Raw genomic sequence first — 23,005 nt, 5'->3', positions numbered from 1 at the left:
GCGGCACGCCCGGCGGGGTGCCGACGTACTTGCAGACCACGACCTTCTTCTCGTCGTCGTCCTTGGCGGCCGCGATCCGGCGCGACCGGATCTGCTGGGCGCCGTCCTCGGCGCCGTCACCCGCGGGAACCGCGTCGGCCGGGACGTCCTGCGGAGCAGGAGCGTCGGCGGGCTGGTCGTCCTGCGCGGGCGCCGGGTCGGGAGCGGGCTCGGCCTCGGGCTCGGGGGCGGGCTCCGGCTCCGGCGCGGGCTTCGGCTCGGGAGCCGGCTTCGGCTCCGGGGCCGGCTCGGGCTCCGGCGCGGGAGCGGGCGACTCGACCTCGGCGGAGGGAGTGCCGTTGCCGCCGTCCGCGTCGTCGGCGTAGCCCGGCGCCGCGAAGGCCGACACGGCGACGAGCGCGGCGACCGGGACGGTCAGGGCAGCGCGTTGCCAGAGGGTGCGGCGGGCAGGCCGCAGTGACTGCTTCATTTCGTTGTCCCCATGTGTGTGTTCGGTCGCACCCACTGCACGACCGAGGGAGCTTCGGAGCGGGCATGGCCGAAAACCACGAAGGGAGCGCGGCGCCGGGCCCGCGTCCTGCGACGCCCTGCGTTGCACTCCCCTACCGACCGCGCCCCACGCGCAACCGGTCCCGCACACCAACCTAGGGATCTTTACCCAGCGGATCCGCTGAACTGCGGAGATTTTACTCAGGCCGATGCCCGCGGCCGGGCGATGTTGCGCCCGTCACACTTTTCGTGCAGGACGACAAAGAGCCGCCCCGACTCTGTTCGACGGCACGAGCGGGCACCCCTGCGCCGTGACGAGACTTCCCGTGTCGAACCAACCAGCACCCCGACCTGGGACGGAGCCACCAGCGATGAGCGACCTGATGCAGCTTGTGCCGATCTTCACCTTCATGCTGATCCCGGTGTGGATCCCGCTCGTCGCGGCTGCGTTCGGGATGGTGTCGGACGCGATCAAGGCGCCGGCGAAGGCCGTCACGCACCACGGCGCGGCGCGTCCCGCCCCTCGCCACGCGGGCGTCAGCCCCGTCGGTCCTCGGGTCCTCGCGGAAGGAACTGCTCGGTGAGCATCGGCCACGCGTGGTCGATGAGCTCCTCCATGTCGAGGTAGGTCGCCCGCTTCACGTAGGGCTTGGCCAACTCGGTGTCGATCACCTTGAGCACGAAGCGGCGCAGCTCGGCGTCCAAGCCGGTCATCTTCCGCAGGATCGCCCCGCGCCGGGTGTCGGTCTTCAGCTCGAGCCCGATCTGGTTCTCACTCGGCGTGAGCAGCTCGAGGCGGAGCTTCAACGGGTCCTCGGTGTGCACCACCAGGACCAGCGGGATCACGACCTCGGCGTTGAAGTTCAGCTTGTCCAGCGGCAGGTCGAGCTGGAAGACCACGCTGATCGGCAGGTCGATCGCGTAGGTCAGCAGCTCGGCCGGCACCTCCTCGCCCGACGTCGGGCCGAAGGTGCCGGTGAAGCTCACGCTGGCGAAGGCCCGGCCCGGGCCCGCACCGATCGGCCCGAGCGAGATCTGGTCGCCCAGGACCGCGTCGATCGTGCGCAGGATCCGCTCCTTGTGGAGCACGCGGCGTACCCAGTGCACACCGAAGCGCTCGTACGACGCCGGTCCGGTCGCCTCCGGCTCCAGCTCCTGCAGCTCCGGGTCCGGCAGCTCCGCCACCGCATCCACCCCCGCCAGTGCGTCGACCACGGCTCCCCCTTGCTCGTTGTCACACCGCCCGGAGCCGGAAAGCCCCGTCAGCACTGACGATTCTCCTACATCCTGCCGCAGCGCGGGCGGCTGCCCATGGTTCCGGGCGCCCGGACCTGCCGGTGGGGGCGCAGGCCGGCCGCGTGTCGCCCGGGTCACACCGGCTTGGCGCGCCGCGTCGGCTGTGCGTACATTCCGACCCGAGCCAGTCACACCCCCGAGGTGAGGGAATCCGGTGAGAATCCGGAACTGTCGCGCAGCGGTGAGGGCGACGGACGAGGCACGCAGCCACTGGACCGAAGGGTCTGGGAAGGCGTCTCGTCCGATTGACCCCGAGTCCGAAGACCTGCTGGCTCGCCGTGGTCCCACCGAGCTTCGCGATTGAGCTCCCGACACTGAGCAGGTCCCACCCGTGCACCACCTCGATGCCGTCGAGCGACGCTCCGACGCGCGCCGCCTGCCCGTGCCCGTGCTGCTCGTCGTGCTGGTGCCCTCGGCCGGGGCGACCTTGCTCCTGTCGACCGCCCACGGAGCCGAGCCGCTGCCCCTCCACGTCGTCGTGGACGCGCTCCGCGTCCGGTTCGCCGGGGCGCCCGTGGACCCGGCGTACGACGCGATCGTCTGGGACATCCGGCTGCCCCGGACCATCCTCGCGTTCGTGGTCGGCGCCGGGCTCGCCCTCGCAGGCGCGGGGATCCAGACCCTCGTGCGCAACCCGCTCGCCGACCCCTACCTGCTCGGTGTGTCGTCGGGAGCGAGCGTCGGTGCGACGGCCGTGCTGACGATGGGCGTCCTCGCCGGCGCCGGACTGTGGGCCCTGTCCCTCGGCGCGCTGCTCGGCGCGCTCGCCGCCTCGGTGCTGGTGTTCGCCGTCGCGATGCTCCAGGGGGGCCTGACGCCGCTGCGGCTCGTGCTCACCGGGACGGTGCTGTCGGCGGCGTTCTCCTCACTCGCGAGCTTCATGGTCTTCCGCAGCGCCGAGCCGCAGACGGCGCAGTCCGTGCTGTTCTGGCTCCTGGGCTCGGTGTCCGGCGCCACCTGGGGCCAGCTGTGGCTGCCCGTGGCCGCGGTCGTCGCGGCCTTCGTCGTGCTGATGGCCGCCAGCGGATGGCTGGACGCCCTCGCCGTCGGACCCGACACCGCAGCGGCGCTCGGCGTGCCCGTGCGGGAGCTGCGCGTCGGCCTGTTCGTGCTGCTGTCGGTGCTGGTCGGCGTGCTCGTCGCGGTGGCCGGCGGGATCGGCTTCGTGGGCCTGGTCGTCCCCCACCTCGCCCGCCTGCTCGTCGGCCCGCGGCACCGCGCCGCGCTCCCGGTCGCGGTGCTGCTCGGCGGGGTGTTCCTGATGTGGGTGGACGTCGTCTCCCGCGTGGCCGTCCGCCCGACCGAGATCCCGCTCAGCGTCGTCACCGGACTGATCGGCGCGCCGGTGTTCCTCATCCTGCTGGGGCGCCGCAGCTACCGCTTCGGAGGAGAGTCGTGACCACGACCGGGCCGGCCCTGGCCACCCGGGACCTGGCCTGCGGCATCGGCCGCCGAACCGTGCTGACCGGCATCGACCTGGAGGTACGACGCGGTGAGGTCCTCGGCCTGATCGGGGCCAACGGGACGGGCAAGTCCACCTTGTTGCGGGTTCTCGCCGGGGTGCGGGCGCCGACGGCCGGCGAGGTCCGGCTCGGCGATGAGCCGCTGGCGTCGTACTCGGCGAGGGACCGGGCGCGGCGGATCGCCTTCGTCGCCCAGGAGGAGGCAGCCCCCTCCGACCTGCTCGTGGGGGAGCTCGTCGCCTTGGGCCGGCTGCCGCACGCGCGGTCCTGGGGCGGCGTCGACGACACGTCGCGCACCGCCGTCGACGAGGCGCTGCGGCTGGTCGGCCTGGAGCGTGCCGCCCGGGTGCCGCTCGACCAGCTCTCCGGGGGCGAGCGACGCCGGGCCGTCTTGGCGCGTGGCCTCGCCCAGCAGGCTCCGCTGCTGCTCCTCGACGAACCCACCAACCACCTCGACATCCGCCACCAGCTCGCCGTGATGAGGCTGGTCCGGCGGCTGAGCCGCGAGCACGGGCGGGCGGTCGTCCTCGCCCTCCACGACCTGGACCTCGCCGCCACCTTCTGCGACCGGATCGCAGTGCTCCACGACGGCACGCTCCTCGCGTGCGGCACCCCCGACGACGTCCTCACCCCGGACGTGCTCCACGACGCCTTCGGCGTCCTGGCCACCCGCGTGACCCACCCGCTGACCGGCCGGACGCACCTGCTGTTCAGCCACGACGAGAGAGAGACCCACCCGTGATGCCCCAGCCCCCGCGCGGCCGGTACCGCCGCTGCGTCGTCCTCGCCACCACCGCCGCCCTGGCCCTGACCGCCTGCTCGGCCGGCGCCGACGGCGGCGCCGCGGACGGCGACCGGGCCACGGTCGAGAACTGCGCCCGGCAGGTCGACTTCCCCACGCCGGCGCAGCGGATGTTCGTCAACGACTCCAACCTGATCTCGATGGTCCTGGCGCTCGGCGCGCAGGACCAGGTCGCCGCCGTGTCCAGCATCGGCCGCGACGAGGCGGTCCTCACCGAGCACTACGGCGACGTCGTCGCCGATCTCCACCAGGTCTCCGACGACTACCCGAGCCTGGAGACGGTCGTGGCGGCGCGGCCCGACGTGATGGTCGCCGGCTGGAACTACGGGTACGACGAGACGAAGCAGCTCACGCCCGACTCCCTCGCCCAGCGCGACATCGCGGCCTACGTCCTCACGGAGTCCTGCCGCCAGGCCGACGGCGCCGCCCGCGGCATCGTCGACCCCTGGACCGCGCTCCGCGCCGACCTGACCAACCTCGGCACGATCACGGGCCACGAAGACCGGGCCGCCGCGGTGGTCGCCGACCTGGACGAGCGGCTCGATGCCCTCGCCGCCGCGCCGGCACCCGCGAGCGAGCCCGTCCTCTTCGTCTTCGACAGTGGGGAGAAGGCCGTCTTCACCTCCGGCGCGTTCGGCGCCCCGCAGGCGATCATCGAGGCGGCCGGCGGCGCGAACGCCACCGCCGACGTCCGGGACACCTGGGTCGAGGTCTCGTGGGAGAAGCTCGCGTCCTCGCGACCGGACGCGTTCGTCTTCGTCGACTACCCCGGCCAGACCTTCGAGCAGAAGGTCGCGGTGCTGAGGGCGAACCCGGCCACCCGTGACCTGCCGGCCGTCAGGGAGGGACGCTTCCTCAACCTCCCGTACGCGATGTGGACCAGCGGTCCGCTGAACGTCGATGCGGCCGAGGACGTGCGGACGGCCCTGGAGAAGTGGGGGCTCACACCCGCGCGCTGAGCGGGCGGCCACCAGCGGCAGGGGTGACCCATCCGACACCGCGGCGGAGGAGGTCGGCGCGCGAGCGCATGTGAGGATGGGGGCTTCCCGACGACAGGAGCCCCCCGGATGACCGAGGCCGTGGCCGTGCGGTACCCGACGCCCACCCTCGTCCGGACCGCCGACGGCACCGCCAAGGGACTCCTCGTCCTCCTGCTGGTGCTCGCGGTCGTCGACCCCGACGGGAGCCACCTGCGCGACAAGGCGGCCGAGGCGCGCGCGATCGGCTACCCGCTGGTGTCCTTCACCGTGCCGGCGATCTGGCTGCTCTTCTGGAAGGACCGTGCGTCCTTCCCGTGGCTGGCCGACCTGCTGGTGACGCTCACCTGCTTCACGGACATCCTCGGCAACCGGATGGACCTCTACGACACCGTCGTCTGGTTCGACGACCTCATGCACTTCGCCAACACCGGCCTGATCGCGGCGGCCGTCATCCTGCTGACGCTGCACCGCAGCGCACCGCTGTACCGGGTCGTCGAGCGGGCGCTGGCGGTCGGAGCCACCGCGGCGATCGCCTGGGAGATCGCCGAGTTCTTCGCCTTCATCAGCGGCGGCGCCGAGCACGCGTTCGCGTACGAGGACACCCTGGGCGACCTCGGACTCGGCGTCCTCGGCTCGGTCACCGCGGCGCTCGTCATCCACCGGCTCTGGCAGCGCGGCCAGCTCCGGGAGGCGGCGCCGCAGCTCGACGACCGCCACCTCGTCTGACGGCGGACCGTCAGGAGTCGGCCACGACCGGCACGCCCAGCTCCTGCGCGACCGCGGTGATCGCCTGGGCGAGCGCGACGTCGGCGTCGGTCACGGTGCCGGTGTCGTGGGTGCCGAGCCGGATCCCGACCTCGGGATAGCTCAAGGTCAGGTCCGGGTGGTGGTTCGCCTCCTCGGCGAGCCGGCCGATCTCGTTGACCAGCGCGAGGCCGGTCACGAAGTCACCGGTCCGGAACCGGACGACCGCCTGGTCGCCCTCGACCCGCCACTCCCCGAGCCCCGCGGCTGCGGTGAACTCATCGGCGGTCACGGTCTGGTAGCTGCGTGCCATGGTCCGACAGTACGCCGCAGCGACCCTCACCCCGCGTGCACGTGCGGCCGCTTGCGCGGATCGGGCTCGGCCCGCCGGATCACCTCGCGGGTGAGCGGGGCGACCTCGCCGGTGCCGAAGAGCAGGAAGCGCGCCATCTGCGCGACCGGGCTGCCCTCGGTCCACTCGAAGTACATGTGCGGCCGGACGCCGGTGCGCCCGCGCAGGTCGAGCAGCAGGGCGGCGAGGGCGTTGGGGATGGTCGCGGCGTGCACCGTGAGCACCCGGAACTCCTTGTGCGCGACCGAGCCCTGCACCACGATCCGGCTCTCGAAGTCGGAGTAGTCCTCGACCACGACCTCCACGAAGACCAGGTCGCCGCCGTGGTCGAGCTCGTGCGCCTCCACGATCTGGCGGACCTTCGCGCGGTAGGCGCCGGCGTCGTGGTGCTGCGGGTCGTGCGCGACCAGCCGGAGGGTACGACGGGCGCAGTCGCGGACGAAGGCGTCCGCCTTGGCGTCGTACTCGATCTCGGTGGTGCGCAGCTCCAGCGACCGGGTCATCCGGGAGAGCAGCGACACGAGGACGATCGCGGCGATGAAGCAGGCGCCGATCTTCACGCCGTCGGGGCGCTCCTTGACGTTGTCGAGGGTCGTGTAGGTGAACACGACGGCGATGAGGGTGAACGCGATCGTCCAGCCGCGCTGGCGGGCCTTGCGGGCCGCGAGGGCCACGGCGACGCTCGCCGAGGTCATCAGGACCAGGACGCCGGTGGCGTAGGCGCCGCCCTGCGCGTCGACGTCGGCGTCGAAGATCCAGGTGATCACGAAGGCGGTCACGGTGAGGATGCAGACCAGTGGGCGCACCGCGCCGGCCCACTCCGGCGACATGCCGTAGCGCGGCAGGTAGCGCGGGATCAGGTTGAGCATGCCGGCCATCGCCGAGGCGCCGGCGAACCACAGGATGAGGATCGTGGAGACGTCGTACGCGGTGCCGAAGGTGTCGCCGAGGTAGAGGTGGGCGAGATAGGCCAGCGCGCGGCCGTTGGCCTCGCCGCCGTCCTCGAACGCCTCGGCCGGGATCAGCAGGGTGGTCACCAGGCTCGAGCAGATCAGGAAGACGCTCATGACGACGGCCGCGGTGGTCAGCAGGCGCTTGGTGTCGCGGATCCGTACGGCGGGGCGAACCGGGTCGTCGTCCGGCGCTCCGCGCACATGCCCCATCACCGCCACACCCGTCTCGAAGCCGGACATGCCGAGGGCGAGCTTCGGGAACAGGGTCAGCGAGACCGCGATCATCAGGGCGATGTTGCCGTGCTCGGCGGTGAGCGCCGAGGTCCAGTCGGTGACGACGTGGCCGTGCTCGAGCACGTGCACCGCGCTGACCGCGATCACCACGACGTTGAGGGCCAGGTAGGCGCCGACGAGGGCGACGGCGAGGCCGATCGCCTCCTTGAAGCCCTTGAGGAAGACCGCGCCGAGCAGGGCGATCAGGCCCATCGTGATCCAGAGCTCCTGGCCGTGCAGGGCGGCCGGGACGTGCGGGTTCTCGACGACGTGGGCGCTCGCGTCGGCGGCCGACAGCGTGATCGTGATGATGAAGTCGGTCAGCGCGAAGCCGAGCAGCGCCAGCACGAACAGCTTGCCGCGCCACAGCGGCAGCAGCCGCTCCAGCATCGCGATCGAGCCCTGCCCGTGGGGGCTCTCCTGCGCCACCCGCCGGTAGACCGGCAGCGCCCCGAAGAGGGTCAGCAGCACCAGCACGATCGTCGCCAGCGGGCTGAGCAGCCCGGCCGCGAGGAAGGCGATGCCCGGCTGGTAGCCGAGGGTGGAGAAGTAGTCGACGCCGGTCAGGCACATCACCTGCCACCACGGGCGGGTCTGCTCGTGGTCGTGGGCGGTATCGCTGTCGGCGGGTTGGTCCGCTGCCGGTACCGGGTCGGCGGCAGGGGTCGTGGACGTGGTCACGGCACCATGCAACGCCCGGATCAGCGCGCACGGCCCCGCCCTAACGGGATCCTGACAGGTGCGTGGATCGCGTCAGGATCCCGTCAGGACCGGCCGGTGCCATGAGGAGGCGGGCTTCACTGGACGGGTGAGCACGCACGCCCGGCCCGACGTCCACCCCACCGTGCTGGACCAGCCGGGCGCACGCTGCGGGATCGCCGGCGGCACGCTGTTCGTCGCCTCGGCGATCTGCACCGCCGTACCCCTGCAGGGGTGGTCGGGCGTGGCCGCACTCCTGGTCCTCACGGCCGCGTGGTGCCGCTTCCTGCCGCTGTCCCACGGCCTGTTCCTGGCCGTGGCGGGCTGGGCCTTCGCGACCGGCTTCGTCGTCAATGCCGGCGGCCAGCTCACCTTCGCGCCGGCCGACCTCGCCCGGCTCGCCGTGTACGCCGCCACCGCGTTCCTCGTCGCAGGAGCACAATGAGCGACATGAGCAGGCAGCGCCGGGTCGGCGGACTCGTCGTCGCCGTGCTGGCGCCGCTGCTCCTGGTGCCGGTGCTGGTGCCGCTGCGCGATCAGGTCAACCTCGCCAGCGACGTCGCCCTCTTCCTCGTCGTCGTGGTGGCCTCGGCCCTGGTCGGCGGTCCCGGGCCGGCCGTCGTCGCCGCGGTGCTCGGCGCGACCCTGCTGAACTTCTGGTTCACGCCGCCCTTCCACACCTTCGCCATCGACGACGCCAACAACGTGGTGGCCCTGATCGCCTTCGTGGTCGTGGCCGTGATGGTCGGCTGGGTCGTCGACCTCGCCGCCCGCAGGGCCGAGGCCGCCGCGGCGGCCGCCGGCATCGAGGCCGCCGACCGGGTCCGGGCCGCGCTGCTCACCGCCGTCGGCCACGACCTGCGCACCCCGCTGGCGGCCGCGAAGGCGTCGGTGTCCGGGCTGCGCAGCACCGACGTGTCGGTGTCGCCGCAGGACCACGACGACCTCCTCGCCACGGCCGACGACGCGCTGGACCGGCTCGCCGCACTGGTGGGCAACCTGCTCGACATGAGCCGCCTGCAGGCCGGGGCGATGCCGGTCCGGCTGCGGCCGGTGGCCCTGGGCGACGTGCTGGCGAGCGCCCTCGACGACCTGGGCGTCGCGCCCCGGGGCGTCGTGGTCGACGTACCCGACGACCTGCCGGCCGTCGTCACCGACCCGGGCCTGCTCGAGCGGGTGCTCGTCAACCTGGTGGCGAACGCCCAGCGGTTCAGCCCGGCCGGTCGCCCACCCCTGGTGCGGGCGGCCGTCGCCGGGGACGGGTCGACCGTGGTGGTGGAGGTCGTCGACCGCGGGCCCGGCATCGCGGCGGAGGACGCCGAACGGGTCTTCCAGCCCTTCCAGCGGCTCGGCGACACCGACAACTCCACCGGCATCGGCCTCGGCCTCGCGGTCGCCCGCGGCCTCACCGACGCCGTCGACGGTGACCTGGTCCCCGGCCGGACCGCAGGCGGCGGGCTCACGATGACCCTGTCCCTCCCGGCCGAGCCGCGCACCGGGGAGTCCTCGTGACCCGGGTGCTCGTGGTCGACGACGAGCCCCAGATCGTGCGCGCCCTGGGCATCAACCTGCGGGCGCGCGGCTGGGACGTGGTGACCGCCGGCGACGGGGTCGAGGCCCTCGACGTCGCGGAGCACGCCGACCCCGACGTCGTCGTCCTCGACCTCGGCCTGCCCGACCTCGACGGGGTCGACGTGATCACCCGGCTGCGCCGGCGCTCCAGCGTCCCGGTCCTGGTGCTGTCCGGGCGCAGCGACAGCATCGACAAGGTCGACGCCCTCGACGCCGGCGCCGACGACTACGTCACCAAGCCGTTCGGCATGGACGAGCTGATGGCCCGGCTGCGGGCGCTGGTACGCCGCGGCCAGGCCGAGGAGACCACGCCGGAGCAGGACCGGGTCGCCTTCGGCCGCGTCGTCGTCGACCTCGCCGCCACCCGGGTCACCGTCGACGGCGAGGAGGTCCGGCTCACCCCCACCGAGTGGCACCTGCTGGACGTCTTCGTCCGCAACCCCGGCCGCCTGATCAGCCAGCGCCAGCTGCTCAGCGAGGTCTGGGGACCGGGCTACGAGAACGCCCACGGCAACCTCCGCCTCTACATGGCCCAGCTGCGCCGCAAGCTCGAGCCCGAGCCGTCGCGGCCCGTGCACTTCCGCAACGAGCCGGGGATGGGGTACCGGTTCGAGCCCTGAGGGGTGCTGCCCGGTGGGTGGTCGTGTGCCTGAGGCAGCGGAAACCCGCTGCGTGGGGCACACGACCCGGCACGGCCGGCCGCGGCTGTGGACAACCGGATCGGGAGGTTCGGGCCCGCAGGAGCGGCGGGCAGGTCGCCTTGCATGCGTCCCGATGTCCACGAGCTCGCCGCCCGGCAGTGCGGCCTGCTCGCCCGCCGACAGCTGACCTCCCTCGGCATGTCCTGGAACGCGGTCGACCGCCAGGTCCGCGCCGGACGGTGGGCGGAGTGCTCCCCCCGCGTGGTGTGTACGACGACGGGTGCCCTCACGGTCGACCAGCAACGCTGGCTCGGGGTGCTGCACGCCGGTCCCCGCAGCGTCCTCGGCGGCCTGACCGCGGGTGCCCGTTGCGGCCTTCGTGGCTGGGAGCGTGCCGAGGTCACGGTCCTCGTCGACGACGAGCTGGCCTTCGAGCCCGTGTCGGGCATCGCGTTCTTCCGGTCGCGGCGACCCTTCGACCTGCTCACCGATCCGCGCCCCGGCATCCCCTGCGCCCGACTCGAGCCGGCGATCCTCCTGTGGGCGGGCTACGACGCGCCCCTGCGGGCCGCGCACGGCGTACTCGCAGCTACTGTCCAGCAGCGCCTGACGACCGCGGCCCGGCTGAGCGCGTGGGTCGAGCAGCTCCGTCCACTGCGGCGTGCCGCGGGCTTCCGGTCGATGCTGCGCGACGTCGAGGGCGGCGTCCACTCGGGGGCGGAGCGGGACGTGGCGCGCCTGTGCCGGCGCTTCGACCTGCCCTTCCCCGACCGACAGACGATCCGGGTCGACACCTCCGGGCGGCGCCGGTGGACCGACTGCGAGTGGCGGCTGCCCGGCGGTCGGATCCTCGTCCTGGAGGTCGACGGCGCTTTCCACATGGAGGTCACCCAGTGGACCGCCGACCTCCGCCGGGACCGTCGACTGACCGCACCGGACCGGATGGTGGTGCGGGCGTCGGCGTACGAGCTCCGGCACGAGCCGGCCGAGGTGGCCGCGGACCTCGTCGCCCTCGGTGTCCGCCCGCTCCGCGGGGAGTCGTGTGCCTGAGGCAGCGGAATCCCGCTGCGTGGGGCACACGACTCCCGGCCGGCACCCGGCTGCGAGGATGCGCGCGTGGGCGAGGTCTTCGAGTGCGAGATCCAGGCGCGGCTGCGCGACGTCAACCTCGGCGGGCACGTCGACAACGTCGAGGCGCTGCGGGTGCTGGACGAGGCGCGGCTGCTGTTCTTCCGGCACGCGCCCCTGGCCGGCGGGTCCGCGGGCGACCGGCCGGGGCTGTTCCGCGAGGTGCCGTCGGGGATCGTCGAGCTGGTCGGGTCGCAGCGCATCGACTACCACGCCGAGATGAGGTTCGTGGCCTTCCAGCCGTTCGTGGTGCGGATGTGGGTGGGCCACGTCGGCCGCTCGTCGATGTCGGTGTCCTACGAGCTGCGCGTCGCGCCCGACCAGCCGCCGGCGATCGTCGCCGAGAGCTCGGTGGTCTTCTGGGACCCTGCCGCCGGGTCGTCGTGGGCGATCTCGGACGAGGTGCGGGCCACCCTGGCGTCGTACACGGGGGCGCCGGTGGCGCTCAGGGAGCGACCCGGCCGCTGACCTCGTCGTCGGGGGTGGGGGCGAGCAGCCAGGCCAGGGTGACGCCGGCCAGCGCCAGCCCCAGGGACACGATCCCGACGACCGCTGCGTCGAAGGCGGCGCTCTCGAACGGGCGGTCCAGCCCGGCGAGGAAGGTGCCGACGGAGAGCAGCGCCGCGGCGCCGACCGCCGCGGGGAGCGTGACGGCCGGGAGCCGGCGGGGGCGCGGGGCATCGGCGAGCACCGGACGTCGTACGACGGCGAGGAGGGCCAGTCCCACGACCGTGATCCCGACGACGCCGCTGACGTGCTGCGCCCACTGCTCGCCCCGGAGCGGGCCGTGGAAGGTGTGCAGCCACTCGATGTTGCGCACGCCCCAGCGCCCGCGGTGGGTGAAGGCGTCCCACACGACGTGGGTCACCGAGCCGAGGACCGCGGCGAGCGGCGCGAGCAGCCAGGCCTTCGCACCGATGCGCGCGCGGCCCGGCAGCCGGTCGCGGACCCGGGCCGGGGCGGTGTCGACGATCGCGTCACGGCCCCAACGGTCCCAGCCGAGCAGCAGCACGAGGGTCAGCGCCAGGTCGACGGTGAGGATCCCGGCGAGGCTGTGGGTGTAGCCGTAGAGGCCCCACGACTGCGAGAAGACCGGCAGGTCGGGCGCCATCGAGCCGATGACCATCGCCGAGAGCGGTAGCCCGAGGCCGCGCAGCGGCAGGACCGCGGCCGGGTGGGCGATGGTGACGGGCACCCGGACAGGCTAGGCATTGCGGCCTCAGCCGCGGCACTAGGGTGACGGGCATGAGGCTCGGGATCGTGGTGCTGTCGGCCGTGCTGCTGCTGAGCGGCTGCTCCGACGACGGAGGCAGTGACGGCGACGAGGGGCGGGGCGGAGGTTCGCCCGCCGGCGCGGTCGACACCCGCGCGATCGAACTGCCGGCCGAGCTCGCCGGCCTGCGCGACCGCAGCGACGTCATCGAGGACCAGGCCGGCGCGGAGCGCGCCGAGACGGACCGGGAGAACGCCGAGAAGTCCGTGGCGCTGACGAAGGAGTGGTACGACCGGGCCTACGACGGCGCCGGCTTCGGCATGCGGACCTACGCCGACGACGAGCTCGAGCTCCTGCCGACCGTCATCGCGGTGCGGGCACCGGCCCCCGGCCTGACCAGCGGTCCGGTCGCCGACCCCGAGGTGCTGGGGATCGAGGCGGGCCCGAGCGTGCCCCGGCACGTCGAGTCCGACGGGGTCGAGTGCGTGGAGTTCTCGACCGTCACCGTCCCGGCCGGCCAGGAGGTCGACCCGGACAGTGTCGTCACCGGGCTCTGCTCGGCCACCGACGGCACGAACACCGTCTTCGTCCACGGCATCACCGGCGGTCGCGAGGGCCAGGAGCGGGCGATGGAGCTCGCCCGGGCAGCACTCGCCGCGATCGACTGACCCGGTCGCGCCGCCCCCTCACCGGCCCGCGATCCGCAGCGACGCGGTGAGCTCCTGCCCGGGCTCGATGCCCTCGAGTCCGGCCTGGCGTCGTACGGCCACCTTGAGCGGCACCAGGTAGCGACCGTCCTTGGGGAAGAGCGCGGTGGTGAAGTCGGTGTCGCCGATCCGCATCTCGACCGCGACCTGGCCCCAGTACTCCAGCCCGCGCGCGGCCTCCTTGATGTCGTCGCTGTCGTCCTCGGGCACGGCCAGGAACCAGTACGGCGCCGGGCCGCGCCACTCGACGACGGTGCCGGTGAAGGTCAGGTCCACGGCACGAGGGAAGCACCCCCCGGCGACAACCGGTCGGCACACCGGTCAGCGCACCGGCGAGCGCACCGGTCAGCGCAGCAGGGCGGCGATGTCGTCGTACCCGCGCCGCTCTGCGTGCTGCAGCGGCGTGACCCCGTCCTGGTCCCCGATGGTGCGGTCGGCCCCGGCGGCGAGCAGGATCCGGACGATCTCGACGTAGTCGTCGCTGCCGTCGCCGAGGATGATCGCCTCCAGCATCGCGGTCCAGCCGAGGTCGTTGACGTGGTCGATGTCGACGTCGGTCCGGACGACGCGGCGGATGTAGTCGACGTGGCCGCGCTCGCCGGCGGGGATGGGCGACAGGCCGCCGTAGCGGTTCCTGATCGTCAGGTCGGGGTGGGCCGGGAGCAGCGCCTCGAGCATCGCGACGCTGCCGGTCACACCGGTCACCAGCCACGGGGTGTCGTGGCGGTCGTCGAGGGCGTCCGGGTCCGCGCCCATCGCGACGAGCAGCTCCGCGACGGCGACGCGGTCGAAGGTGCTGGCCAGCAGCAGCGCCGTACGACGACGGGCGTCGCGGGCCTCGATGTCGGCTCCGGCGCGCAGGGCGACCGCCACGGCATCGGCGTCGCCGCGCTCGGCGGCCCGCAGCAGCGCGCCGTCGGGGTCGGCGGGGGCGTCGGCGGTGGTCACGGTCCTCAGGATCCTCTCCAGTCCGTCGTACCCGCGCTCGCGGGCCATCTGCAGCGGGGTCAGGCCGGCCGACGGCGAGACCTTGTCGAGCTGGACGCCGCCGGCGGCGAGGACGCGCAGCGTGGTGGCGTAGGCCGGCGTGTCCTCGCCGAGCCAGACCGCCTCGTGGATGGCCTGGTAGCCGATCCGGTTGACGTGGTCGCGCTGGATGCCAGCGCGCAGCAGCTCGCCGACCACCAGGCCGTGGCCGCGCTCGGCGGCGCGGATCAGGCCGGTGCCGTTCCAGCTGTCCTTGTCGTCCACCTTCGCCCCGTGGCGCAGCGCGAGCCGCAGCAGCTCGAGGTGGCCCTCGCTGGTCGCGACCAGGTAGGCGGACTGCTCGGTGCTGTCCTTGGCGTTGACGTCGGCGCCCTGCCGGACCAGCCGGCGGGCGGTCCCCACGTCGTTCGCCCACGCGGCGTCACGCAGCTGCTGGTCGAGCGCGGCCTGCTGCTCCGTCGTGAGCCCGGGGGTCGTGCCGGCCGCCTCCGCCCGGGCCGTGCCGGGGTCTCGTGACGGTTGCTGCGCAACCTCCTCGACCACCGGCCGCTCGCCGCCACCCCCGCAGGCGCCCAGGAGGAGCGCGAGCGGGAGGGCGGCCAGGACGGCGCGGTTCATCGCGTCGGGTCCGTGACGACCTCGTACGGGCCCGACGCGACGGCCTCGTCGAAGTTGCTGTCGACGTACAGGATCCGGCCGCGCAGCGTCTTCGCCGTGGTCAGCACGCGGTCGGCCGACGAGGGCTCCTGGCCGAGGGTGACCAGGCGGCTGCCGTCGGCGGAGACCCGCAGCGTGGCGACCATCCGGCTGAAGTTGCGTACGACGGTGAGCCGGTTGCCCCGGCGGACCAGGCCGTCGGCGTTGACCAGGTCGGTGTCGGTCGCGATCTCGCTGGCCTCGCCGGTGCGGGAGTCGAAGCGCCACATCCGGCCGACATTGCCCTGCGCGACGACGAACGCGCTGCGGTCGGCGGAGAGCACGATGCCGCCCAGGTTGAAGCCGGCCGAGCGGGTGATGGTGCCGGTGGCGTCGGCCCACAGGGTCGCCTCCCAGCCGTCCTCGCCCTCGGCGACGCGGAAGACCTGCGGGTCGTTGGAGTTGGTGAAGTACGCCGCCCCGTCGCGGCCGATCGCCACGTCGTTGAGGAAGGCGTCGGCGGTGCCGGGCACGCGGAGCGCGGCGAGCAGGGCGCCCTCCTTGTCGTAGACCCAGAGGTCGGGGCGACCGGTGCCGATGCCGTTGGGGCCGCCGGCGACGTACACATTGCCCTCGTGGTCCACGGTGATGCCGCGGGCGGTGAAGCGGCCGTCGGTGCCGTCGCCCTCCAACCACTCCTCGGTCTGCGCGGACTGCACCGAGCCGCGGTGGATCTCGCCGCCGGTGACCTCGCTGACGTAGAACAGGCCGCGACGCTCGTCGGCGCCGATGCCCTCGAACTTCGAGCCGACCGGGCTGGCGGCGTCGCCCTGCAGGAGGTACGACGCCGGGCGGCCGCCCTCGTCGGCGGACGCGGGGGTGGCGGTCGCGGCGAGGCCGAGCGTGGTGGCGGCGGTGGCGAGGAGCAGGGAGCTGGGGATGAGGTGGTTGCGCTTCATGGCTCCACCTTGCGCCGGTCGGGCCGTCCGGCACGTCGGGCAGGTGGGTAGCCCTCGATAGCCAATTGGATGATGCCGCCGGCCACCCCGCATCCCTAGTGTCGTGCGTCGGAAGTTGTTGGTCGGTTGGCGTGCTCAGCGTGCGTGCATCGCAAGGCGCCGGCGCGAAGCCATACCGGGTCGTCTCGCGAGCGTCGGCAACGCCGCGAGGTGCGTGCGATGGGTGCGCGAAGCGCTCAAGAACTTCCGAGGCGCGACACTAGGGTGAGGAGGTCATGTCTGTCCTCAGCTCCGTCGCGCGCCGTCCGGGTGAGCACGGCATCCTCGCCCCGGCCGTGCGGCTGGACCGCTGGCTGCTCGCCGTGCTCGTGGTGCTGCTCGTGACCTGCGCCGTCCGGTACGCCGAGCGCCACGGCCTCGACGCCCGGGGCTTCGCCGTGCTGGCCGGGGCCCTCGTGCTCGGCCTGGCCTACGCGACCCGCGGGCTGGTGCGAGGCACGACCTGGTGGCCGACCGTGTGGGTGACCGGCATGGTCGTGCTGTGGGGAGCGCTGACCGCGGTCGCGCCGTCCTTCGCGTGGTGCGCGGTGCCGGTCGCGTTCGCCGTGCTGCAGGTGCTGCCGTTCGCGTGGGCGGTGGGCTGCGTGGTCGCGATGACCGTGCTGCTGACCGCCGCCTGGCGACGCATCACCGACGGCTTCGACCCGGTGCAGGTCGCCGGCCCGATCGGCGTCGCCCTCGTCACCGTCCTCGCCTACCGCGCCCTGGACCTCGAGACCCGTGCCCGGCAGGCCCTCGTCGACCAGCTCGTCGAGGCGCAGGCCGAGCTCGCCGAGGAGCAGCACCGCACCGGTGCCCTCGCCGAGCGGACCCGCCTCTCGCGCGAGATCCACGACTCCGTCGGGCAGGGCCTCTCCAGCATCAACCTGCTCCTGCAGGCCGCCGAGCAGGCGTGGTCCGCGCAGCCGGAGACCGCGCGCGGGCACGTCCGCACCGCCGCCGCCACCGCCCGCGACGGCCTCGACGAGGTACGCCGCGTGGTGCGCGACCTGGCCCCCGCGGAGCTCACCGACGACGCCGACACCGCTGCCCTGGCCGCGGCACTCGAGCGCGCCGCCGCCGAGTCGACGCTCGCGACGGCCGGCCTCGACGTCGCCGTCCGCGTGCACGGCACCCCGGTCCCGGTGCCACCCGACGTCGCCGCCGCCCTGGTGCGCACCGCCCGCGGCGCCCTCGCCAACGTCCGCGAGCACGCCGCCGCCGGCCGGGTCGCGCTCACGCTGACCTACCAGCTGGACGAGGTGGTCCTCGACGTCCGCGACGACGGACGCGGCTTCGACCCGGCGCTGGTGCGCCCGTCCGGCACCCGTGGCCGCGGGCTCGCCGGCATCCGTGAGCGCGCCGCGGGGCTCGGCGGGCGCACCGAGGTGGAGAGTGCTCCCGGGGAGGGCACGACCGTCTCGGTCAGCTTCCCGCTGCGAGCCCAGCCAGAGGAGGGACCGTGATCCGGATCGTGCTGGTCGACGACCACCCCGTGGTCCGGGCCGGGCTGCGGGCGCTCGTCGACGGCCAGGAGGACCTCTCCGTGGTCGGTGAGGCCGACGGGCTCGACGCGGCCCTCGCCGTGGTCGCGGCGGACCGGCCGGACGTCGTACTCATGGACCTGAGCCTGGGGGCAGGTGAGGCGGGCGGCGCGCAGGTGACCGCTGCGGTCCGGGCACTGCCGGAGCCACCCGAGGTGCTGGTGCTGACGACCTACGACACCGAGTCCGACATCCTGCGGGCGCTGGAGGCCGGCGCGCGGGGCTACCTGCTCAAGGACGCCCCGCCGGACGAGCTGTTCGCCGGAATCCGCGCCACCGCGCGCGGCGAGACCGTGCTGGCCCCGTCGGTCGCGGCCACGCTGGTGCGGCGTACGACGCCCGGCGCGACCACGATCACCGAGCGCGAGGTCGAGGTGCTCGAGCTGCTGTCGCGCGGCCTGGGCAACAAGGAGATGGCGCGCGAGCTGTTCGTCTCCGAGGCGACGGTGAAGTCCCACCTGTCGCACATCTACACCAAGCTCGGGGTCGACACCCGGGCCGGCGCGGTCGCGGCCGCGATCGAGCAACGCATCATCCGACCCGTGGGAGGTTGAGGACATGCCCATCAACGACGACGACCGACGACACCTGGCGCGCTGCGTGGAGCTCGCGTCCCACGCCGTCGACATCGGCGACGAGCCGTTCGGCTCCGTGCTGGTCGACAGGGACGGCCTCGTGCTCTTCGAGGACCACAACCGCGTCAGCGGCGGCGACGGCACCCGCCACCCCGAGCTCGCGATCGCCCTGTGGGCGGCGGCCAACGTGCCCGTCGCGGACCGGCCGGCCCTGACCGTCTACACCTCCGGCGAGCACTGCGCGATGTGCTCGGCCGCGCACGCGTGGGCCGGCCTGGGCCGGATCGTCTTCGCGACCTCGACCCCGCAGCTGCTCGGCTGGCTGGAGGAGCTCGACGTCCCGGGCGGCCCGGTCACCCCGCTGCGGATCACCGAGGTGGCCCCGGGCATCCCCGTCGACGGCCCGGCCGAGGAGTTCGCCGGCGCGGTGCGTGCGCTGCACGAGCGCTACCACCGCCGCTGATCCGTCGTACCGGACCCAGTGGTCGTGATCTCGGGCAGAAGCCAGCCATTGAGTCCGGTACGACGGGCAGCAGGATCGGACGTGGCCGCCATACTCGCGCCATGGCCGATCGACGGGGCGCGACGCCCACGCCACCCACCGACTCCGAGGTCGTCAACGAGCGCTGGGACGGCGAGGACCTGTCCGGTCGCACCTTCACCCGGGTCGCCTTCGTCGACGTCGACCTGACCGAGGTGACCGCGGCCGGCGCGACCTTCGACGAGTGCACCTTCCGCGACTGCGACCTCAACGCGACCCGGTTCACCGACTCCGGCTTCCTCAACTGCACCTTCACGAAGTCGTCCTTCTTCGGGGCGCGCTTCGAGGGCTGCAAGCTGGTGGGCTCGATGTTCGACCGGTGCCGGTTCGGGTCGTTCGAGGTCGTGGGCGGCAGCTGGCACCTGGTCGGCCTGCCGGGCGCCGACCTCCGTCGTACCGTCTTCCGCCGGGTCGACCTGCGCGAGGCGGACCTCACCGGCGCGCGGCTCAACGACGCCACGCTCCACCACGTCGACCTCGCCGGAGCCTGGCTGCACCAGGCCGACCTCTCCGGCGCGGACCTGCGCGGGTCCGACCTGAGCGCCGTCGACCCGGTCGCCCACCAGCTCCGCAAGGCGGTCGTCGACCTGGACCAGGCCGTCGCGCTGGTGCGGGCGCTGGGCCTGAAGGTCGAGGAGGACGCGCCGCTCGACCCGTGACGGGCGGGCTCAGCCCTTCTCGACCGCTGCGAGGACCTTGTCGAGCTTCGCCTTCAGGTCCGGCACCTCGTCGAGCAGCACCAGCTTGTCGTTGAGGTCGCCGAGCAGGGTCTGCACCTGGCCGAGCACGTCACGCGTCTCGGCGAGCGTGGCGTCGACGGTCGTGAGCTTGCCGTCCACATTGGTCAGGGTGCCCTCGACGGTGCTCAGCGTCCCGCCGACCGTGCCGAGCGTGGTGTCGACATTGGTCAGCGCGACCTCGGCGTTCTTCAGCACCTTGTCGGCGCGCTTGAGGACGTCGGCGACGGGGTTCAGGCCCACGGTTTTCTCCTTCGGTACGACGACGGTGTCGATCGGTGTCGGAGGCACACCTTGTCAGGCCGCACCCCCGAGGCGGTGGAACTTCACGCCAGTCGGCCCAGGACGCTCTCGGATTCGATCAGGCCGGCATCACTCGGCGCCTCGCCCTTCCCGAAGACCTTGTCGTGCTGCTTGGCCCGCCAGGCCAGGTGCGCCTCGGCCGGCCTGTCGTAGCCGTAGCGCTCACGTGCCTGCTCCGGCGTGAGGACCTCGCGGTTGGTGGGCGGGACCCCGAGGAAGACCGGCGCGACGACCGGGACCGTGCTGGGCGAGAGCAGCCCGAGGATCCGCAGCTGCAGCCGCTTGCTGAAGGTGAGCAGCGCGAAGGTGACCTTGAGGACCGGCAGCACGGCGAGGTCGACGGCGCGCGACTGGTGCAGGTCGCCCATCTCCCGCATCCAGCGCGGCAGGGTCGCGATCACGCCGGCCCGGAAGAACCTCCCGACCACCCACTGGCCGGGCCGCAGGACCCACGGCACGCGAACGAGCTGGTCGACGTCCATCAGGTGCTTCATCGCCCGCTGCGCGATCGGTGAGCCGGACATCACCGGCCGCATCCGCTCGTAGTAGGCGTGCAGCTCGGCCCGGTTGCGCGGGACGTCGGCGGGGTCGCAGGTCTGCAGCTCGGCGGCTACCGCGCACTCGGCCCAGTACTGCGCCTCCTCGGCGGCGGTGAGCCGGCCGGGGCCGTACATCTCGTAGGCCTTGAGCACCGAGTGCCAGCCGGTGACCAGGATCCACAGCTGCGAGTCGGGGTCGTTGGCGTCGTACTGCCCGCCGCCGTAGGGCTCGGTGCCGATCGCCTTGCTGTGCACCTTCACGAGCACGTCGGCGGCCCGCGAGGTGGTGCGGCTGTCGCCGAAGGCGACGAGCGCGAAGTAGCGGATCGTCCGGTCGTAGCGGGTCTTGGGGCGCCGGTAGATGTCCTGGGTCCGGTCCACCGACGCGACCAGGTTGGGGTCGAGCTCCTCGACGACGACGGCGCGGCTGAAGCCGATCGTCAGTGAGGTCGGGTAGCCCCAGACCCGCCACGCGACGGAGTCGGGTCCGAAGAAGCCGTAGTCCTCGGCAGGGGTGATCTCGGAGCGCTTGGGCATCGCCATGGCGGCCATATTGCTACAGTTGTGTAGTAATTGGAAGACCCCAGGACGACCTAGGGTGGGGACGTGACCCAGCAGACCCGGAAGCGGCGCCCGTACGCCGCCCGCATGCCGATCGAGGAGCGTCGTACTCAGCTCCTCGACGCGGCGCTGCGCGTCATCGACCGCGACGGGTACGACGGCGTCTCGATCGACGCGATCGCCAAGGAGGCCGGGGTCACCCGGCCGGTCGTCTACGGCGCCTTCGACGGCCTCGGCCCGCTCCTCACCGCGCTCCTGGACCGCCAGCAGCAGCGCGCGATCACCCAGCTCTTCGCCGCGCTCCCGACCGAGACCGCCACCGACGCGGTCGCCGTCGTCGACCTCTCCGGGCCGCGGCTGCACCAGATGCTCCTCGACGACCCGGTGACCTGGCGGGCGATCCTGCAGTCGCCGGCCAACGTCCCCGAGGTCGTCCGCGCCCGCATCGAGGCCGACCGCCAGCAGGTCCGCACCATCATCGAGGGCCTGGTCACCGGCGTCCTGGGCCCGAAGGTCGACGCCCCGGTGATGGCGCACGGGATCATCGCCCTGCTGGAGCACTTCGGCCGCCTCGTCCTCGACGACCCGGAGGAGTACGACGCCGCTCGGCTCACCGCGGCCGCCAGGGCGCTCGCGGCATCATGGACGCCGTGACCGGTCGCACCGTCCGCCTGGCCGCCCCCGCCGACGCCGGCGTGGTGGGCCGGCTGCTGTTCGACTTCAACTCCGAGTTCGAGGCGCCGACGCCGTCGGCCGGCGAGCTCGCCCGCCGCTTCACCGCCCTGCTGGCCCGTGAGGACGTGCTCGTCGTGCTGGCCGAGGACGGCGAGGCCGCCACCGGCTTCGGCTACCTCACGCTCCGGCCGACCCCGTACGGCGACGGGCCGCTCGCCCAGCTGGAGGAGCTGTACGTCGTACCCGACCTCCGCGACGGGGGCATCGGCACGGCGATCCTCACCCGGGCGGTCGACGAGGTGCTCGCCAGGGACGCGATCGAGGTGCACATCAACGTCGACGAGGTCGACGTGGACACCCGGCGCTTCTACGAGCGCCACGGCTTCGTCAACATCGAGCCCGGCACGGACCACCGGATGCTCTGCTACCTGCGCGAGCTGTGACGGCGCCCCCGATGGAGATCCGCACCGCGTCTGCCGGCGAGGCAGCCGCGCTGTCGGCGCTGGCCCTGCGGTCGAAGGCCCACTGGGGCTACGACGCCGCCTTCCTCGACGCCTGCCGCGCCGAGCTCACGCTCCGCGAGGACGAGCTGGCGGACCGTCGTACCCTCGTCGCCGAGCTCGACGGCGCGCTGGCCGGGTTCGGGACCCTCGAGGGCGACCCGCCCGCCGGCGAGCTCGGGATGCTCTTCGTCGAGCCGGCCGCGATCGGGCGCGGTGTGGGCGGCGCGCTGCTCGCGGCCCTGGTCGGCCGGGCCCGCGGCCTGGGCTTCACCCGGTTGGCGATCGACGCCGACCCGAACGCGGAGGCCTTCTACCTCGCGCACGGCGCGGTCCGGGTCGGCGAGGTGGCGTCGGGCTCGTGGCCCGGCCGCGTGCTGCCACAGCTGGAGCTGGCGGTCACTCCAGGTTGACGTCGGCGAAGATCAGGACCGGCCAGGCGATCACCTCTCCGACGTACGACGCGGTCGCGTCGAGGCCGTGCAGCTTGCTGAGGTGCTGGCGGTGGGCGTCGGCCCAGAAGACGCCGACGACGAGATAGGGCAGGGCGAGCCAGACCCCGACGATGATCAGGTCGCGCACCCACGACCGCTGCTCGAGCGCGTTCTCCGTTGCCGTCATGACGTCACGGTAGGCGAGTCCGAGCGCAATTACTACACTTGTGCAGTAATTGCGTGGCGTCGATGTCGGCGGTCCCGGGCAGGGTGGCCCCATGACCACCTCCCCCGTCACCGAGCTCCTGTCCGTCTGCATCGACACCTCCGACGCGGCGCGGCTCGCGCAGTTCTACGCCGACCTCACCGGCGGCGAGGTCACCGGCGTCTACCCCGAGTACGGCTACGCCTCGGCCTCCGTCCTCGGCTCGACGCTCAACTTCCAGACCGTCGAGGGCTACTCCGCGCCCCAGTGGCCCGGCCAGGAGCACCCGCAGCAGTTCCACCTCGACTTCCGGGTGCCCGACCTCGACACGGCGCTCGCCCACGCGACCTCCCTCGGCGCGACCGTCGCCGACAGCCAGCCGGAGGGGGTGACCTGGCGGGTCATGCTCGACCCCGACGGCCACCCGTTCTGCCTGTGCCCGCCGCAGGAGCAGTGAG

Annotated in this window: 30 protein-coding genes and 1 riboswitch; of the genes, 19 read left to right on the top strand and 11 right to left on the bottom strand. The window is 73.2% G+C overall.

All coding sequences use genetic code 11. The features are described from left to right. A partial coding sequence (locus tag AC2YHB_RS12295) for a hypothetical protein (protein WP_487354030.1) occupies window positions 1-469 on the bottom strand: 469 nt, incomplete at its 3' end. A 403-nt stretch (window positions 470-872) separates the two neighbouring features. Here AC2YHB_RS12295 and AC2YHB_RS12290 point away from each other — a divergent pair. Continuing rightward, complete coding sequence (locus AC2YHB_RS12290) at window positions 873-1,073, top strand: hypothetical protein (RefSeq protein WP_179648486.1); 201 nt, start codon at window positions 873-875, stop codon at window positions 1,071-1,073. On the opposite strand, the gene AC2YHB_RS12285 is transcribed toward AC2YHB_RS12290, so the two are convergent. Further along, window positions 1,027-1,704, bottom strand: coding sequence for a hypothetical protein (locus AC2YHB_RS12285; RefSeq protein ID WP_179648487.1), 678 nt, complete (start codon window positions 1,702-1,704; stop codon window positions 1,027-1,029). The genes AC2YHB_RS12290 and AC2YHB_RS12285 overlap by 47 nt on opposite strands. Before the next feature lie 189 nt (window positions 1,705-1,893). Continuing rightward, window positions 1,894-2,072, top strand: a riboswitch (cobalamin riboswitch). A 95-nt stretch (window positions 2,073-2,167) separates the two neighbouring features. Here AC2YHB_RS12285 and AC2YHB_RS12280 point away from each other — a divergent pair. From AC2YHB_RS12280 to AC2YHB_RS12265, 4 genes are all read left to right on the top strand, one after another. Beyond that, entirely contained in the window at window positions 2,168-3,184 is a 1,017-nt protein-coding gene (locus AC2YHB_RS12280; protein WP_308645705.1) for a FecCD family ABC transporter permease, read from the top strand. Next, complete coding sequence (locus AC2YHB_RS12275) at window positions 3,181-3,990, top strand: ABC transporter ATP-binding protein (RefSeq protein WP_179648489.1); 810 nt, start codon at window positions 3,181-3,183, stop codon at window positions 3,988-3,990. Before AC2YHB_RS12280 ends, AC2YHB_RS12275 begins: the two co-directional genes overlap by 4 nt. After that, complete coding sequence (locus AC2YHB_RS12270) at window positions 3,990-5,009, top strand: ABC transporter substrate-binding protein (protein ID WP_179648490.1); 1,020 nt, start codon at window positions 3,990-3,992, stop codon at window positions 5,007-5,009. Before AC2YHB_RS12275 ends, AC2YHB_RS12270 begins: the two co-directional genes overlap by 1 nt. A gap of 108 nt (window positions 5,010-5,117) precedes the next feature. Further along, complete coding sequence (locus AC2YHB_RS12265; RefSeq protein WP_051932112.1) at window positions 5,118-5,756, top strand: DUF2238 domain-containing protein; 639 nt, start codon at window positions 5,118-5,120, stop codon at window positions 5,754-5,756. 10 nt (window positions 5,757-5,766) lie between these two features. On the opposite strand, the gene AC2YHB_RS12260 is transcribed toward AC2YHB_RS12265, so the two are convergent. After that, entirely contained in the window at window positions 5,767-6,087 is a 321-nt protein-coding gene (locus AC2YHB_RS12260; protein ID WP_179648491.1) for a 4a-hydroxytetrahydrobiopterin dehydratase, read from the bottom strand. Window positions 6,088-6,113: 26 nt separating this feature from the next. Further along, window positions 6,114-8,033, bottom strand: coding sequence for an APC family permease (locus tag AC2YHB_RS12255; protein ID WP_308645525.1), 1,920 nt, complete (start codon window positions 8,031-8,033; stop codon window positions 6,114-6,116). Window positions 8,034-8,160: 127 nt separating this feature from the next. Here AC2YHB_RS12255 and AC2YHB_RS12250 point away from each other — a divergent pair, with 127 nt between their 5' ends. The 5 genes from AC2YHB_RS12250 (at window position 8,161) to AC2YHB_RS12230 (ending at window position 11,860) form a co-directional block, all read left to right on the top strand. Next, on the top strand, window positions 8,161-8,496 hold the full coding sequence (locus AC2YHB_RS12250; protein WP_179648492.1) for a hypothetical protein: 336 nt from the start codon (window positions 8,161-8,163) through the stop codon (window positions 8,494-8,496). Between the two features lie 5 nt (window positions 8,497-8,501). Further along, a complete protein-coding gene (locus tag AC2YHB_RS12245) occupies window positions 8,502-9,563 on the top strand; it encodes a sensor histidine kinase (protein ID WP_218864655.1) in 1,062 nt (353 codons plus the stop codon). Continuing rightward, complete coding sequence (locus tag AC2YHB_RS12240) at window positions 9,560-10,243, top strand: response regulator (protein ID WP_179648494.1); 684 nt, start codon at window positions 9,560-9,562, stop codon at window positions 10,241-10,243. Before AC2YHB_RS12245 ends, AC2YHB_RS12240 begins: the two co-directional genes overlap by 4 nt. A 144-nt stretch (window positions 10,244-10,387) precedes the next feature. Then, window positions 10,388-11,314 carry a hypothetical protein gene (locus AC2YHB_RS12235; RefSeq protein ID WP_179648495.1) on the top strand — a complete coding sequence of 309 codons (927 nt, stop codon included), beginning with the start codon at window positions 10,388-10,390 and terminating at the stop codon, window positions 11,312-11,314. A gap of 66 nt (window positions 11,315-11,380) precedes the next feature. Continuing rightward, the gene (locus tag AC2YHB_RS12230) at window positions 11,381-11,860 is read left to right on the top strand and encodes an acyl-CoA thioesterase (protein ID WP_179648496.1); all 480 of its coding nucleotides are present in this window, start codon (window positions 11,381-11,383) and stop codon (window positions 11,858-11,860) included. Here the strand turns inward: AC2YHB_RS12230 and AC2YHB_RS12225 are convergent. Next, window positions 11,838-12,587, bottom strand: a complete 750-nt coding sequence (locus AC2YHB_RS12225; protein WP_051932108.1) for a DUF4184 family protein — start codon at window positions 12,585-12,587, stop codon at window positions 11,838-11,840. The two genes, AC2YHB_RS12230 and AC2YHB_RS12225, sit on opposite strands and share 23 nt — an antisense overlap. A 50-nt stretch (window positions 12,588-12,637) precedes the next feature. On the opposite strand from AC2YHB_RS12225, the gene AC2YHB_RS12220 reads away from it, so the two are divergent. Next, on the top strand, window positions 12,638-13,273 hold the full coding sequence (locus tag AC2YHB_RS12220) for a hypothetical protein (RefSeq protein WP_179648497.1): 636 nt from the start codon (window positions 12,638-12,640) through the stop codon (window positions 13,271-13,273). A gap of 18 nt (window positions 13,274-13,291) precedes the next feature. Here AC2YHB_RS12220 and AC2YHB_RS12215 read toward each other — a convergent pair whose 3' ends face one another. The 3 genes from AC2YHB_RS12215 to AC2YHB_RS12205 form a co-directional block, all read right to left on the bottom strand. After that, a complete protein-coding gene (locus AC2YHB_RS12215; RefSeq protein WP_179648498.1) occupies window positions 13,292-13,588 on the bottom strand; it encodes a DUF1905 domain-containing protein in 297 nt (98 codons plus the stop codon). Between the two features lie 69 nt (window positions 13,589-13,657). Continuing rightward, the gene (locus AC2YHB_RS12210) at window positions 13,658-14,917 is read right to left on the bottom strand and encodes an ankyrin repeat domain-containing protein (RefSeq protein WP_179648499.1); all 1,260 of its coding nucleotides are present in this window, start codon (window positions 14,915-14,917) and stop codon (window positions 13,658-13,660) included. After that, window positions 14,914-15,894 carry an SMP-30/gluconolactonase/LRE family protein gene (locus AC2YHB_RS12205; RefSeq protein WP_487354029.1) on the bottom strand — a complete coding sequence of 327 codons (981 nt, stop codon included), beginning with the start codon at window positions 15,892-15,894 and terminating at the stop codon, window positions 14,914-14,916. The genes AC2YHB_RS12210 and AC2YHB_RS12205 overlap by 4 nt, the downstream gene beginning before the upstream one ends. A gap of 275 nt (window positions 15,895-16,169) precedes the next feature. Between AC2YHB_RS12205 and AC2YHB_RS12200 the strand changes: the two genes are divergently transcribed. The 4 genes from AC2YHB_RS12200 (at window position 16,170) to AC2YHB_RS12185 (ending at window position 19,252) form a co-directional block, all read left to right on the top strand. Then, complete coding sequence (locus AC2YHB_RS12200; protein WP_487354028.1) at window positions 16,170-17,399, top strand: sensor histidine kinase; 1,230 nt, start codon at window positions 16,170-16,172, stop codon at window positions 17,397-17,399. Then, window positions 17,396-18,031, top strand: a complete 636-nt coding sequence (locus AC2YHB_RS12195) for a response regulator (RefSeq protein ID WP_036544087.1) — start codon at window positions 17,396-17,398, stop codon at window positions 18,029-18,031. Before AC2YHB_RS12200 ends, AC2YHB_RS12195 begins: the two co-directional genes overlap by 4 nt. A 4-nt stretch (window positions 18,032-18,035) precedes the next feature. Next, window positions 18,036-18,515 (top strand): nucleoside deaminase, encoded by a 480-nt coding sequence (locus AC2YHB_RS12190; protein ID WP_207007544.1) that lies wholly within the window; start codon window positions 18,036-18,038, stop codon window positions 18,513-18,515. A gap of 101 nt (window positions 18,516-18,616) precedes the next feature. Beyond that, complete coding sequence (locus AC2YHB_RS12185; RefSeq protein WP_487354027.1) at window positions 18,617-19,252, top strand: pentapeptide repeat-containing protein; 636 nt, start codon at window positions 18,617-18,619, stop codon at window positions 19,250-19,252. A gap of 9 nt (window positions 19,253-19,261) precedes the next feature. Here the strand turns inward: AC2YHB_RS12185 and AC2YHB_RS12180 are convergent, their stop codons facing one another. Further along, complete coding sequence (locus tag AC2YHB_RS12180) at window positions 19,262-19,573, bottom strand: hypothetical protein (RefSeq protein WP_036544082.1); 312 nt, start codon at window positions 19,571-19,573, stop codon at window positions 19,262-19,264. Between the two features lie 83 nt (window positions 19,574-19,656). After that, window positions 19,657-20,715: an oxygenase MpaB family protein gene (locus tag AC2YHB_RS12175; RefSeq protein WP_487354026.1), complete on the bottom strand. Its 1,059-nt coding sequence runs from the start codon at window positions 20,713-20,715 to the stop codon at window positions 19,657-19,659. Window positions 20,716-20,778: 63 nt separating this feature from the next. On the opposite strand from AC2YHB_RS12175, the gene AC2YHB_RS12170 reads away from it, so the two are divergent. The 3 genes from AC2YHB_RS12170 to AC2YHB_RS12160 are packed head-to-tail and all read left to right on the top strand — an operon-like array spanning window position 20,779 to window position 22,321. Then, window positions 20,779-21,387 carry a TetR/AcrR family transcriptional regulator gene (locus tag AC2YHB_RS12170; RefSeq protein ID WP_036544078.1) on the top strand — a complete coding sequence of 203 codons (609 nt, stop codon included), beginning with the start codon at window positions 20,779-20,781 and terminating at the stop codon, window positions 21,385-21,387. Further along, window positions 21,384-21,851, top strand: a complete 468-nt coding sequence (locus AC2YHB_RS12165; protein WP_487354025.1) for a GNAT family N-acetyltransferase — start codon at window positions 21,384-21,386, stop codon at window positions 21,849-21,851. Before AC2YHB_RS12170 ends, AC2YHB_RS12165 begins: the two co-directional genes overlap by 4 nt. A gap of 11 nt (window positions 21,852-21,862) precedes the next feature. Further along, window positions 21,863-22,321 (top strand): GNAT family N-acetyltransferase, encoded by a 459-nt coding sequence (locus tag AC2YHB_RS12160; RefSeq protein WP_487354024.1) that lies wholly within the window; start codon window positions 21,863-21,865, stop codon window positions 22,319-22,321. Here AC2YHB_RS12160 and AC2YHB_RS12155 read toward each other — a convergent pair. Next, window positions 22,308-22,529: a hypothetical protein gene (locus AC2YHB_RS12155; protein WP_207007551.1), complete on the bottom strand. Its 222-nt coding sequence runs from the start codon at window positions 22,527-22,529 to the stop codon at window positions 22,308-22,310. The two genes, AC2YHB_RS12160 and AC2YHB_RS12155, sit on opposite strands and share 14 nt — an antisense overlap. A gap of 91 nt (window positions 22,530-22,620) precedes the next feature. Between AC2YHB_RS12155 and AC2YHB_RS12150 the strand changes: the two genes are divergently transcribed. Then, window positions 22,621-23,004 carry a VOC family protein gene (locus AC2YHB_RS12150; protein ID WP_036544069.1) on the top strand — a complete coding sequence of 128 codons (384 nt, stop codon included), beginning with the start codon at window positions 22,621-22,623 and terminating at the stop codon, window positions 23,002-23,004. Window position 23,005 lies beyond the last annotated feature (1 nt).

This window comes from Nocardioides sp. SRI_004 (genome assembly GCF_057586415.1).
The sequence above is the reverse complement of the archived record's forward strand: the minus strand, read 5'-3'. Positions and strand labels throughout refer to the sequence as shown.